At 73.7% G+C, this 13164-nt stretch carries 10 protein-coding genes; 6 read left to right on the plus strand and 4 right to left on the minus strand.

The features are described 5' to 3' along the window. Positions 1 to 159 precede the first annotated feature (159 nt). Complete coding sequence (locus AB0J86_RS07700; RefSeq protein WP_363854131.1) at positions 160 to 3480, plus strand: S8 family peptidase; 3321 nt, start codon at positions 160 to 162, stop codon at positions 3478 to 3480. A 142-nt stretch (positions 3481 to 3622) separates the two neighbouring features. On the opposite strand, the gene AB0J86_RS07705 is transcribed toward AB0J86_RS07700, so the two are convergent. Further along, entirely contained in the window at positions 3623 to 5077 is a 1455-nt protein-coding gene (locus AB0J86_RS07705) for an MFS transporter (RefSeq protein ID WP_363854134.1), read from the minus strand. A gap of 165 nt (positions 5078 to 5242) precedes the next feature. Here AB0J86_RS07705 and AB0J86_RS07710 point away from each other — a divergent pair, with 165 nt between their 5' ends. Next, positions 5243 to 6022 (plus strand): methyltransferase domain-containing protein, encoded by a 780-nt coding sequence (locus AB0J86_RS07710; protein ID WP_363854136.1) that lies wholly within the window; start codon positions 5243 to 5245, stop codon positions 6020 to 6022. Positions 6023 to 6286: 264 nt separating this feature from the next. Further along, complete coding sequence (locus tag AB0J86_RS07715) at positions 6287 to 7588, plus strand: multidrug effflux MFS transporter (protein WP_363854139.1); 1302 nt, start codon at positions 6287 to 6289, stop codon at positions 7586 to 7588. Between the two features lie 152 nt (positions 7589 to 7740). Here AB0J86_RS07715 and AB0J86_RS07720 read toward each other — a convergent pair whose 3' ends face one another. The 3 genes from AB0J86_RS07720 to AB0J86_RS07730 all read right to left on the minus strand — a co-directional run bounded on the left by AB0J86_RS07720 (position 7741) and on the right by AB0J86_RS07730 (position 9358). Beyond that, the gene (locus AB0J86_RS07720) at positions 7741 to 8097 is read right to left on the minus strand and encodes a hypothetical protein (protein WP_363854141.1); all 357 of its coding nucleotides are present in this window, start codon (positions 8095 to 8097) and stop codon (positions 7741 to 7743) included. A gap of 86 nt (positions 8098 to 8183) precedes the next feature. Beyond that, complete coding sequence (locus tag AB0J86_RS07725; RefSeq protein WP_363854144.1) at positions 8184 to 8987, minus strand: alpha/beta hydrolase; 804 nt, start codon at positions 8985 to 8987, stop codon at positions 8184 to 8186. Next, on the minus strand, positions 8984 to 9358 hold the full coding sequence (locus AB0J86_RS07730) for a helix-turn-helix domain-containing protein (RefSeq protein WP_363854758.1): 375 nt from the start codon (positions 9356 to 9358) through the stop codon (positions 8984 to 8986). The genes AB0J86_RS07725 and AB0J86_RS07730 overlap by 4 nt, the downstream gene beginning before the upstream one ends. A 179-nt stretch (positions 9359 to 9537) precedes the next feature. On the opposite strand from AB0J86_RS07730, the gene AB0J86_RS07735 reads away from it, so the two are divergent. The 3 genes from AB0J86_RS07735 to AB0J86_RS07745 all read left to right on the plus strand — a co-directional run bounded on the left by AB0J86_RS07735 (position 9538) and on the right by AB0J86_RS07745 (position 13164). Beyond that, positions 9538 to 10296: an alpha/beta hydrolase gene (locus AB0J86_RS07735; RefSeq protein ID WP_363854147.1), complete on the plus strand. Its 759-nt coding sequence runs from the start codon at positions 9538 to 9540 to the stop codon at positions 10294 to 10296. Between the two features lie 61 nt (positions 10297 to 10357). Beyond that, the gene (locus tag AB0J86_RS07740) at positions 10358 to 11443 is read left to right on the plus strand and encodes a DUF2293 domain-containing protein (protein ID WP_363854150.1); all 1086 of its coding nucleotides are present in this window, start codon (positions 10358 to 10360) and stop codon (positions 11441 to 11443) included. A 191-nt stretch (positions 11444 to 11634) separates the two neighbouring features. Continuing rightward, on the plus strand, positions 11635 to 13164 hold the full coding sequence (locus AB0J86_RS07745) for an alkaline phosphatase D family protein (RefSeq protein ID WP_363854153.1): 1530 nt from the start codon (positions 11635 to 11637) through the stop codon (positions 13162 to 13164).

A 13164-nucleotide genomic window follows, 5' to 3' on the forward strand; every position in this document is an offset into this window, starting at 1 on the left:
CCGCCCGACCGCCCGCCACCTGCACTTTCTCTGTGTAGTGACGGACGTCACTTCCCGCGGCACTCATGATCATCCATGCTGGCGTGCGCACGTTATCCCTCGGGCAGGCGCCGGCTCCCCTCGCCGGGGAGTCGGCCCTGGCGTACGGCAGGAGACCGCATGCCCCGTAGACCGCGGCAGGGAACGGCGTTGATCGCCGCCACCGCCCTCGTCCTCACCCTCCACTCGGGAGCCGCGGTCGCGGCTCAGCCGACCTCCCCGGGCGCACCCGCGGCACCGGTGAACCCGATGTCCGGGCGGGAGGTGACCCTGGTCACCGGCGACGTCGTCCGGGTCGACGCGGGCGGCAAGGCGGTGGGCTTCCGGCCCGCGAAGGGTCGGGAGTCGATCCCGGTGACCATGACCGAACTCAAGGGCCACTCGTACGTCCTCCCGGCCGACACGAGCGCGTTGATCTCCGCTGGCCAACTGGACCGGCGGCTCTTCGACGTCACCGGGTTGACCGACCCGGCCTACCAGCAGCTCACCGGCGGCGGCGTACCGGTGATCGTCCGGTACGCCGACGGCGCCGCCCAGCGGTCGGCCGCCCGTAGCACGCTGCGCGCCAACAGCGGCGCGGACGTACGCGCCGACCTGCGGTCGGTGAACGCCGAGGCGCTGACCGTACCCGAGGAGCGGGCCGCGTCCGCGTGGTCGTCCCTGACCCGGCCCTCGGCCCGAGGCCGCACCCTCGCACCGGGCGTGACCGGGATCCGGCTGGACGGCGTGGTGCGGGCGTCGCTCGACGTGAGCGTGCCCCAGATCGGCGCACCGGCGGCGTGGGCGGCCGGGTACGACGGCGCCGGCGTGAAGGTCGCCGTCCTCGACAGCGGCATCGACACCACCCACCCGGACCTGGCTCCCCAGGTCGTCGCCTCGGCGAACTTCACCGACACGGCCGACGCGCTGGACCACTACGGCCACGGCACCCACGTGGCGTCCATCCTGGCCGGCACCGGGGCCCGGTCGGACGGCAAGTACCGGGGGGTCGCCCCCGGCGTGCGACTGCTCAACGGCAAGGTGATGAACGACCGGGGCGCGGGCACCGAGTCCTCGATCATCGCGGGCATGCAGTGGGCGGTCGACCAGGGCGCCAAGGTGGTCAACATGTCCCTGGGCGGCCCCGACCAGCCCGGCCTCGACCCGCTGGAGGAGGCGGTGAACCGCCTCTCCGACCGGGCGCTGTTTGTCGTCGCCGCGGGCAACTCCGGTCCGTTCGACGCCACGGTCGGCACCCCGGCCAGCGCGGACGCGGCGCTCACCGTCGGCGCGGTCGACCGGACCGACGCGCTGGCCGAGTTCTCCTCCCGCGGTCCCCGCGTCGGCGACAGCGCGCTGAAGCCCGACCTGACCGCTCCCGGCGTGGACATCACCGCCGCGGCGGCCACCGGCAGCCAGCTCGACGGCACCCTGCCACACCCCGCGCCGGGCTATCTGACGATGCCGGGAACCTCGATGGCCACCCCGCACGTGGCCGGTTCTGCCGCGCTGCTGGCGCAGCAGCACCCGGACTGGGGTCCGGCGCGGCTCAAGGCGGCGCTCGTCGGCTCGGCGAAGCCGGGCGCGTACCGCCCCATGCAGGGCGGCAGCGGGCGGGTCGACGTGGCGCACGCCATCACCCAGGACGTCCTCGCCGAGCCGGCGTCGCTCAGCTTCGGCGCCGCGCTCTGGCCGCACGCCGACGACGCGCCGATGACCAGGACGCTGACCTACCGCAACCTGGGCGCCGCCCCGCTCACCCTGGAACTGGCCGCACAGGGCACCGGCCCGGACGGAACCCCGACCCCCGACGGGTTCTTCACCCTCTCCGCCACCCAGCTGACCGTGCCCGCGAACGGCACCGCCTCGGTCGAGGTGACGGCCGACACCCGGATCGGCGGAAGCATCGAGGGCGTCTACGACCTCGCCGTCACGGCGACCGGTGCCGGTCGGAGCGTACGGACCGTCGGCGCCGTCAACCGGGAGGGTGAGATGTACGACCTCACCTTCAAGGCGACCGCCCGCGACGGCTCCATTCCGGACCAGGACGAGTGGTACGGCTGGGTGTACGACTTCGCGCGCGGCTTCATGACGGAGGTCTCCGGCGACGGCGGCACCGCGCGGCTGCGGCTGCCCAAGGGCACCTACACCGTGCTCGGCGAGGTGCCGTTGATCGACCCGGAGACCCAGGTCTACGTGGGCGACGACCGGGTGGGCGCGCCCGAGATGCGCCTGACCGCCGACACCACCATCCCCGTGGACGCCCGCACCACCCGACCGATGGACATCCGGCCCCCCGACGCCGGCGCCCAACTGGGCAACGCCTACTACACGCTCACCGGCAAGGACGGCAGCAACCCGGTGAGCAACTACCTCAGCGACATGCCGCAGGGACACCGGACCCGGTGGGTCGGTCCGACCCCGCCGCGTGGCACCGCGTACACCACCCTCATCGCCACCTTCGCGAACCCCGACACCGGTACGTCCTACCACCTGACCGATGTCACCGAGGGCTTCTACACCGGCGTGGTGCTGCACCCGCGCCTGGCCGACCTGGCCCGGCTGACGGTCCACGCCGGCGCCACCAAGCCCAACCGCTGGGCGTACCTCATCTCCACACCCGCCATCAAGGCACCGGCCGCCTACCACGCCCCCGACCTGCCGTCGACCACGACGGTGTACCTGACGGGCAACCAGCGTTGGCAGCGGACGTTCGAGCAGCGCTTCGGCGCGGCGGAGGCCGCGTACGCCGAACCGTTCCGCTACTACCGGGCCGGGCACACGTACCAGGAGTACTGGAACGCCCCCGTCTTCGGGCCCGCGCTGGCACCGGACGCGATCACCGGCGCCCCGGCCGGTCTGACCAGGGACGGCAACCGACTCACCGGCGCCGTCAACCCCTTCGCCGACGGCGCGGGACACGACGGTAAGAGCCGGTACGACGCCACGCTCTCGTCCACCGTCCTCTACCGCAACGGCCGGGAGTACGCGAGGGCGAGCGACATCCTCGACGCCATCGGATTCGACCTGCCGGCGGACCGGGCCACGTACCAGCTGGTCACCACCGCCGACCGGACCGCGAGCGGCGTCTCCACGGGCAGCGGGAAGGTCACCTGGAGCGCGACGTTCACCTCGGCGCGCACCGCCGCGGCCACGCGCATCCCGGTCGGCGTCGTCCGCTACGCCCCCGACCTGGCCGCCGACGGCACCGCGACGGCCGGAGTCCGCGACGACGTGAAGGTCACCGTGCAGGGCTCGACCGACTCCTGGCGGCTGGCCTCACTCACGGTCTACGCCTCCTACGACCACGGCGCCACCTGGCAGCGGCTGAAGGTCCACGGCGGGGAGGTCACCGTCGCGAATCCGCCGGCCGGCGGCACCGTCTCGTTCAAGGCCGACTTCCGCGACCGGGACGGGCACACCTACACGCAGACCGTCGTCGACGCCTACACCACGAGGTAACTCCGGCAACACGGCCGGCCCACCGGACGCCGCACCCGGCGAACCGGTGGGCCGGCCGGCCGCGCCGCCGGGTCCGCGCCCGGCGGCGACGGGCGTACCGGGTGTACCGGGCGGTGTGGGCGTACCGGGCGTACCGGTGCCGTCAGGGCCGACGGCGGGGCAGGGCGCTGAACAGCGGCGGTGACTCCCAGGCGGGCTCCCCGCGGCCCTGCCAGCGCTCCAGGTCCGGCGTCACCAACCGGAGGCGGCCCGACAGGTACAGCGCGATCCCGCCGACGAACCCGACCACCGTGATGGCGAGACAGATCCAGAGCGCGCCCCGGGTACCGGACGTCTGGTCACCGCCGAGGGCCCCGGCGAGGAAGATCAGGATCGGGGCGGTCAGGAAGGCGGTCACGGCCCGCAGCAGCTCGATCAGGGCGAAGACCCGCTGCAGCATGTTCGCCCGCAGGGAGAGCCCCGCCAGGAAGAGGGCCGGGGAGACGGCCGCCGCCACGCCCAGCCCGATCAGGCCGGTGGCCGCCGGGAGGGCGGGACCGACCTGCGGGAGCGCGACCACCAGCAGCACCGTCGCGGCCGCCACCATCAGCATCCCGAAGGCGGTCAGCACCGGGGTGAACCGGGTCCGGAACAGCGCCGCGAACAGCGTCGCGACCGCGATCGCGGCGACGAACTCGGGGAGGAAGACAAGCGCGGCGGTGAGCGGCGTGCTCTCGGTACGCAGCACCGTCAGGAGCAGCTCCATGGCGCCGAACGCGGCGGCACTGGTGGTGAGCGCCGCGAAGATCCCCGCGAGGGGCACCGAGGAGGCGAGCGCCCGGACCGGTACGAACGGGTTGGGCAACCGGTACTCGTAGACCACCAGGCACACGATCAGCGCGGCCCCCACGATCAGGGGGACCAGCGACCGCGCGTCGGCCCGCATGCCGGCCTGGAGCTGGCCGGCGCCGTAGAAGGCCGCGCCGCAGCCCACGACACCGAGCCCCAGCGCCACGAAGTCCCAGGGCGCGCCGGGGTCCTGCGGTGGTAGGTCGCGGAAGGTCAACACGGAGAAGAGCAGCGCCAGGCCGGCGATCGCCGCGACGGCCCAGAACAGCCAGCGCCAGCCGTGCGCGTCGGCCTGCAGCGCGCCGACGGTCGGGCCCACGGCCACCGCGCCGAAGATGCAGAGGTTCAGGATGCCGGCGCTCACCGGCATCTTGCGGGCCGGCCAGGAGGTGACCAGCGGGGGCAGCGCGGCGATCAGCATCAGGCTGGTCAGCAGCCCCTGGGCGATGAAGGCCGGGATGAACACCGTCGCGTTGGGGGCCGCGGCCGCGAGCACGGACGCGACGAGGAAACAGCCCTCGTAGACGACGAGCATCCGTCGCGGCGGGAGGTGCATGGCGAACTGCGCGGCCAGCAGCGTGCCGACGGCGTACGCCCCGGCGGAGAGGCTGACGGCCACCTGCAACGTGGCGCGGGAGATGCCCAGGCTCGCGGCGACGAGTTCCCCGAGCGGAAGGACGGCCACCGTCAGGACCAGGTACGGGACCAGCGAACAGACGACGAGGGCCACCGCCCCCGGGTAGCTCTTCGCGAGAGGTCCCTGACGCACGTGCGGGCTTACCCGGGGCGTACCCGGGCAAACCGGGAGCGACCTCAGCCCGGGCGGTCCGCCGCCGACGCCTCCCGGCGCGCCCTTCGCCGGACAACCGGACCGCCGGCGCGCGTCGGCGAAAACCCCGAGGGGATCCGCGTACCCGGGCGGTAGCGTGTGCCGGTGGACATCGATCCGGTGGCGCACAACCGGCAAGCCTGGGACCGGCAGGTCGAGCGGGGCAACGAGTGGTCGCGTCCGGTCTCCCCGGAGACCGTCGCCAGGGCGCGCGCGGGAGACTGGTCCGTGGTGCTCATCGGCTACCAGGCCGTCGACCGGTCCTGGTTCCCGGCCGACCTCGCCGGTGTCGACGTGCTCTGCCTCGCCTCCGGTGGCGGCCAGCAGGGCCCGACGCTCGCCGCCGCGGGCGCGCGGGTCACGGTCTTCGACAACTCGCCGCGACAGCTCGCCCAGGACGAGCTGGTTGCCCGACGGGACGGCCTGGAGCTGCGTACCGTCCTCGGCGACATGCGCGACCTGTCGGTCTTCGCCGACTCCTCCTTCGACCTGGTCTTCAACCCGGTCTCGAACCTGTTCGTCCCCGAACTCGCCCCGGTCTGGCGGGAGTGCTTCCGGGTGTTGCGCCCGGGCGGGACGCTGCTCTGCGGTTTCCTCAACCCCGACGTCTACCTCTTCGACCAGGCGGCGATGGACGAGCGCGGCGAACTGGTGGTGCGTCACCGGCTGCCGTACAGCGACCTGACGCACGTACCGGCCGAGGAGCGCGAACGCCTGTGGGGCGCCGACGCACCCCTGGAGTACAGCCACAGCATGGCCGAGCAGATCGGCGGCCAGCTCGCCGCCGGCTTCGCCGTCGTCGGGTTCGAGGAGGCGCCGCACCACTCCGACGCCACCGCCGGCTGGCTGCCCGGCTACTTCGCCACGCGGGCGGTCAAGCCCTGACCGCTCTGGTGGGACCCTCGTTCCGGGGGTGCTTCTCCTTGTGCTGGCGCACCTCTTCGTCCCAGGCGCGTTGGTCGTAGCCGGGGTCGGGTGGTACCCACCTGTGGGAGCCGCCGGGGGTAACGGGTCGTTCACCAGGACGGAATGTGATCCACAACATGCCGGCCGAAGCTGGGAATGCGTTCGCGCCGATGGGTCTTGTTGCCGTTTGCTACGTCGGGTGCCGCTCTCCTCGCCGGCCCGGATGCCCGAGAAAGGGGCGACATGACCAGTGTCCAGGAACCCGTGGACTCGTTACGGCAGCCGGTCACGCCGCTGCTGCGCGAGCCGGGCGGGGCGGCGGCCCCCCAGAGCCACCTGCGGCTCGTACTGGTGCTCGGCGCGCTGATCGCGCTCGGGCCGCTGACCATCGACACGTACCTGCCCGCCCTGCCGACCATCGCCGGCGACCTCCGTACCACCGACACGGCGGCGCAGCTGACGTTGACCGGTACGCTGGCCGGCCTCGGCCTGGGGCAGCTCTTCCTCGGCCCCCTCTCCGACGCGGTGGGTCGCCGCCGCCCGCTGCTCGCCGGCACGGCCGTGCACGTGCTCGCCTCGCTGCTCTGCCTGGTCGCCCCGAACATCCTGGTGTTGGGCGCGGCGCGCGTGCTCCAGGGGCTGGGCGCCGCGGCGGCCTCGGTGATCGCGGTGGCGATGGTCCGCGACCTGACCTCCGGTACGGCCGCCGCCCGGCTGCTGTCCCGGCTGATCCTGGTCATGGGCGTCGCGCCGGTGCTGGCGCCCAGCCTCGGCGGCGCCCTGCTTCGCTACACCAACTGGCGCGGGGTCTTCGTGGCCCTCGCGGTGCTCGGGCTGGCGCTGATCGGCGTGGCGGTCTTCGGGCTGCGCGAGTCGCTGCCGCCGGAGCGTCGGCGCAGCGACGGCGTGCTCGGCACGCTGCGGGTCTATCGCGCGCTGCTGCGCGACCCGATCTACCTGGGCCTGGTCTTCGTCGCCGGGCTGGCCATGTCGGCGCTCTTCGCGTACGTCTCCGGCTCCTCCTTCGTCTTCCAGGAGGAGTACGGGCTCAGCCAGCAGCAGTTCGCGCTGGTCTTCAGCAGCGGCGCGGTCGGCCTGATCGGCGCCACCCAGCTGAACGTACGACTGCTGCGGCGCTACCGGCCGCAGCAGATCCTCGGCTCCGCGCTGCTCGCCGGCATGCTGGCCGCGGCCGCCCTCTTCGCCGTCGCGGCGACCGGGGTGGGCGGGATGTGGGCTCTGCTGGTCTGCCTCTGGGCCGTGCTCACCGCCTGCGGGCTGGCCCTGCCGAACGCCCCGGCGCTGGCGTTGGCCGGCTACGGCGAGGCCGCCGGTACGGCCGCCGCGCTGCTCGGGGCGTTGCAGTTCGGGGTCGGTGCCGTCTCCTCGCCGGTGGTGGGCGCGCTCGGCAGCGGCAGCGTGGGCATGGCGGGCACGATGCTCGGCGCGATGGCCCTCGCGTCCGGGCTGCTCCTGCTCGTGGCCCGGACCGGCCGGCTGGAACTGCTCGACACGTCGGACGCCGGCGCGGCCGGGGCCCACTGACCTCCCGACTCCGTCACGGCCGTGGCGCGCCGGGCTTTCCCGGCTCCGCCACGGTCGTGGCGCGGAACATCCGCACGTTCCGCGACCGGCGTGAGGTGATCATCGGGGCCCGGAAGACCTTCCGGCCCGGCGTGGAGATCGGCGGCTTCGTCCTACAGCTCGGGCCACTCGTGCGGCTCCTGGTAGGCGTGCTCGCCCCGGAAGAACCAGTCGGCCAGGTCGGCGACGCGTTCGAGACAGTCCTCGTAGTACTCCCGCGGCTGCGGCCGGGGAAAGTTGGGGTGCCCCGTCCAGTCCGGGACGAAGTGGCTGACCTCGTAGAAACCCTCGGCCAGCCAGCGTTCGAAGACCTCTCGCCCCTGCTGGCGTACGCAGGCCGCGCGCATCGCCCGCTCCAGCCGCCGGAAGGCATCCCGGTCCCACTCCAACCGGCCGCGCAGCCCGAGCAGGAAGCTGCCCTCCTCGGCGTCGAACTCCCGGCGCAGGACCGCCAACGCGTCGTCGTCCACGGGGGAATCCTGCCGCCCGGGTACGACAACGTCCGCGAGCGGCCGGCACCCTCAACCGACCCGGCGCGCTCCGGCCGGCCGGCGGTTCAGCCGAGCCGGACCGCGAGGAAGCGTTCGATCATCGCGTTGACCTGGTCCGGTACCTCGCGGTGGGCGAAGTGCCCGGCGCCGACGGTCTGGCCCGTCGTCACGTACGGCCGCCCGTCGCGCAGGCCGCGCTCGACCGTGTCGGCGTGCAGGATCAGCAGCGGCACGCTCGCCGCGTCCAGCGCGGAACCGCCGTCGAACTCGGCCATGCCGCGCATCGCCGCCGCCGCGACGGCCGGCGGTACGCGGCCCATGCCCGCCAGCACCTCGTCCCGCGCGGCGGTGTCGGTGGCCAGGAAGAGCCGCTCGGCGAAGGCGGTGCGCCACGAGGCGTCGGCGTCGACGGCCACCTCCGGCGCCGAGCGGGCGAAGTAGCCCTTGGCCCGCTCGTTGCGGACCGGGGCCGGGTCGACCAGCACCGCGGCCCGTACCGCGCCCGGGCGGGCCGCGCAGGCGAGCGCGACGAGCCCGCCGAGGCTGTGCCCGACCACGACCGGCCGGACGAAACCCGCCGCCGCGGCGACTGCCAGCACGTCGTCGGCGAACGCCGGCACGTCGTACGTCCCGTCGTCCGGCTCGGGCCGGTCGCTGGCGCCGTGCCCGCGCAGATCCAGCGCCGCGACCGCGTGCCGGCGGGCGAAGTGGGCGAGCTGCGGCGCGAACGAGCCCCGGTCGCCGCACCACCCGTGTACGAAGACCAGCGGCGGATCGCCCGCGCCGGCCACCTCGTACGCCAGCCGGATCCCGCCCGCCGTCCGCGCGTACTCCACCCGGTCCACGGTCCGCCCCGTCCGCTCGATCATTGCCGGGCCACCGCGAACTGTCGGTCGTCGTAGGCTCGGCGGGCGGCGGCAACGGCGGGCCTGCTGCGCTTGGCCCAGTCCGCCAGCGCCTCCAGCGGCTCGATGATCTCCTCGATCAGGGGTGTGGTGGCGTACTCGACCCGGGGTGGCGAGTCCGGATAGACGGTGCGGAGGACCAGCCCGTTGCGCTCCAGGTTGCGCAGACTCAGGGTCAGCATCCGCCGGCTGATGCCCTCGATCGTCCGTTCCAACTCGGTGAAGCGGCGTGGGCCGGTACCGAGTTGCACCAGCACCTGGGCGCTCCACTTGTCGCCGATCAACGCGAGCACCTCGCGCAGCGCGCAGGTCTCGCCGGAGGGGTCTGCCGCCACGGCGGCCGTGGCCTGGTCTGTAACAGCAGTGTGCCGTTGCGACAAGAAAGTGCCTCCTTTCGGGCGCGACCCATACTGGCCCAGAATGGCTGCTGTTACAAGGCGTAACGTTCCTGGTAGGCGCCCACTTCGGCCGGTACCAGGAGGATCGAAGAGTCATCACGGACGAGGAGCGGTCAGTGCCGGTCGCGCGCAGCAATGGTTACAAGGTTCACTACGAGGTCTCCGGGGACGGGGACCCGCTGGTGCTCCATCCGGGCATGTTCCAGGACGGCGCGCACTGGGCCCACAGCGGCTACACGGCTGTCCTGGCCGCCAACCACACGGTGATCGCCATCGATCCGCTCGGCCTTGGCGACAGTGACGCGCCGCACGAGGTCGAGGCGTACACGCTGTCGCGCCGGGTCGACTACGTCACGGCGGTACTCGACGACGTCGGCGTCGCCCGGGCCGCGTTCTGGGGGTATTCGCTGGGGGCGATGACCGGTTACGCGGTCGCCGCGTACGCCCCCGAGCGGTTGACCCGCCTCGTCGCGGGGGCCTTCGATCCGATCGGCGGGTTCCGGTCGGCGGTGGACCAGGCGATTCGGACGCTCGGACTGCCCGGGGACGTCGACGCGTACGAGATCATGAAGCAGGGGGCGTGCGCCGACCCGTACCAGGCCGCCCTGATCGGGGCCGGCGACCGCGCCGCCTTCCGGGCGAACTACGACGCCTTCGCCCGCCAACCCGGCCTGCACGCGGAGTTGGCGTCGGCCGGCGTGCCGACCCTGATGTACGCGGGCACCGCCGACCCGTGGCACGAGCCGATGCGCGCCTTCGCCGCCAGCACCGGCATCGAGTTCTTCTCGATTCCCGGCGCCGATCACAAGGGCGGCTGGGACCGCTCGGCGGAGGTGCTCACCCGCGCCCTACCGTTCCTGGCCTTGGCCGGCTGACCGTCCCGCCCACCGTGTCGATGGCCGGGCGGGTTCGGGCGGCTGGCTATCCTCCCGGGTTGTGCGTGACGTCTCCGCCCCGGTACCGCCGCAGCCCGCCGGATCGCGGCTGGAGCGGCGGGTGATCGCCGCCGCCCAGGCCGTGCTGGCCCGGCACCGCTCGGTCGGACCGGTCGAGGTCTTCCACCGGATGGACTGGCTGCCCGGCACCTTCGTCGACGACTGGGAGCGGGGCAGGGTCGCGTACCTGGAACAGAAGGCCGCGGTGCCGCCCGCGCGGCTGGCCGAGGCGCGGGCGATCTTCGAGCGCTGGGCCCGGGCCGAGGGGCTGCGGCCGGCCGAGGTGCCCTACGTCTCGGCCACCCGCGACCGGCACCCGCTGCGCTTCACGGCCGACGGCGACCCGGCCGTCGAGCGGGCGTACCGGACAAAGTGGACCTCGCCCGCGCTCTCCGACGCCGCCCGCGACCGGCTGATCCAGCGGCAGAGCGCCCCGCCCGACCTGGTGGTCTTCTCGGCGGTACGGGACTGGACCTGCGCGGAGTGCGGCGACACCGGCGAGCTGCTCGTCTCGGAGCACGAGCAGACCCTCTGCCTGGCCTGTACCGACCTGGACCACCTGGTCTTCCTGCCGGCCGGGGACGCCGCGCTGACCCGCCGGGCCAAGAAGGCGAGCACCCTCTCCGCGGTGGTGCAGCGCTTCAACCGCTCCCGCAAGCGGTACGACCGGCTCGGGCTGCTGGTCGAGCCGGCCGCGCTGGAGGCCGCGGAGCGGCAGTGCCTGGGCGACGAGGAGGCCCGGCTGCGCCGCCGCGAGCGGGACCGGGAGCTCCGGGCGCACCAGGACGTCGAGCTGATGGCCCAGATGGCCGAGGAGATCCTGCGGCTCTTCCCGGGCTGCCCCCGGCCCCGCGCCGAGGCCATCGCCGCGCACACCGGGCTGCGGGGCAGCGGCCGGGTCGGCCGTTCCGCCGCCGGCCGGGCGGTCCAGCAGGACGCGATGACGCGGGCCGTGATCGCCTCGATCCGGCACGAGGACACCGAGTACGACGGCCTGCTGATGTCGGGCGTCGCCCGCGCCGAAGCCCGGGAGCGCATCCGCGCCGACATCGACCGCGTCCTCGACGCCTGGCGGCGCGGCGCCTGACGGGCGCGTTCGCCAAACTCTCGACCCATCCTGGACCGGCCGCCGACCGACGTCGGCCTCGGCGGGCCGACCCTCGACCGGCCGCCGACCAACCCTCGACCTCGACCTCGACCCGAGCCTCAGGGTCGGGTCGTACCGCGGCCCGACTAGGTTGTTGCGCTATCTAGATGGTGCCGCTATGGTTCCCGGCGATGACCATGAAACTGACCCGGCGGGGCGCGCTCGTCGCCGCCGCGACCGCCGGCCTCGTCACGGCGACCGGTCGGCCGGCGCCGGCCCGCGCGCGGCTGCCGGAAGAGCTCTTCACCCTGGGCGTCGCCTCCGGCGACCCCGCACCGGACGGCTTCGTGCTCTGGACCCGGCTCGCGCCGAGACCGTTCGAGCCGGCGGGCGGGATGCCGGCCCGGCCGGTACCGGTGCAGTGGCAGGTCGCCGAGGACGCGCGGTTCGGCCGGATCGTCCGCAGCGGGGTCGAGACGGCGGTACCCGAGTCGGCGCACGCGATCCACGTCGAGCTAACCGGTCTGGCGCCGGGGCGCGAATACCACTACCGCTTCCGGGTCGGCACCCGGCTCAGCCCGCCGGGGCGTACCGCCACCCTGCCCGGGTACGACTCGTCGCCGGCGGCGTACCGCTTCGCCGTGGCGTCCTGTCAGGACTGGCAGAACGGCTACTACGCCGCGTACCGGCACGTCGCCGCCGACGACGTCGACCTGGTCCTGCACCTCGGTGACTACATCTACGAGGGGGAAATCTCCGCCGCCGGCACCCCGGACACCCCCGGCTACGCCCGCGCCGAGCTGCCGCCCGAGCCGGTACGCGCCGAGCCGTACACGCTGGAGCAGTACCGGCTGCGCCACGCGCTCTACAAGACCGACCCGCAGTTGCAGCAGGCGCACGCCGCCGCGCCCTGGGCGTTGACCTGGGACGACCACGAGGTGGCGCCGAACTGGGCCGGTGGTCTCCCCGCCGATCCCGCCTTCGCGGCGCGGCTGGCCGCCGCCCGCCAGGCGTACTACGAGCACCTGCCGCTGCGGGCCGCCGCCCGCCCCGGCCCCGACTTCCGGCTCTACCGGCGGCTCACCGTCGGCGACCTGGTCCGCTTCCACGTCACCGACACCCGCAGCCACCGGGGCGACGGCGACATGCTCGGCCCCGCCCAGGAGTCCTGGCTGCTGGACTCGCTCGCCACCTCGCCGGCCCGGTGGAACGTGACCACCGCCCAGGTGCTGATGGCGCGACTGGACTACCAGCCCGGTCCCGGCCAGGGCTTCGACCCGGACAAGTGGGACGGCTACCCGCTGAGCCGGTCGCGGCTGCTGGGCGCGCTCGTCGAGCGGGGCGTACGCAATCCGGTCATGCTCTCCGGGGACATCCACGTCAACCTGGTCAGCGACCTGAAGCTCGACTTCGACGACCCCGGCTCGGCGACCGTCGCCACCGAGTTCACCGGCGCGGCGATCGCCAGTCGCGGATCCACCGCCGAGGAGGAGGTCGCCATGCGGACGCTGGTGCTGCCCGAGTCCCCGCACATCCGCTACTTCGCCGGGTACGACCGGGGATACCTGCTCTGCCGGCTCGAACGCGGCCTGTGGCGGACCGACGTCCGGGCGGTACGCACCGAGGGCTGGCGCGGGCAGGTCACCAGCCCGGACGCCGACGTGCGTACCCTCGCCTCCTTCGTGGTGGAGGAGGGCCGGCCCGGTGCCGTACAGGATTGA

The organism is Micromonospora sp. NPDC049559, from assembly GCF_040676675.1.
Taxonomy (GTDB): domain Bacteria; phylum Actinomycetota; class Actinomycetes; order Mycobacteriales; family Micromonosporaceae; genus JBFAPK01.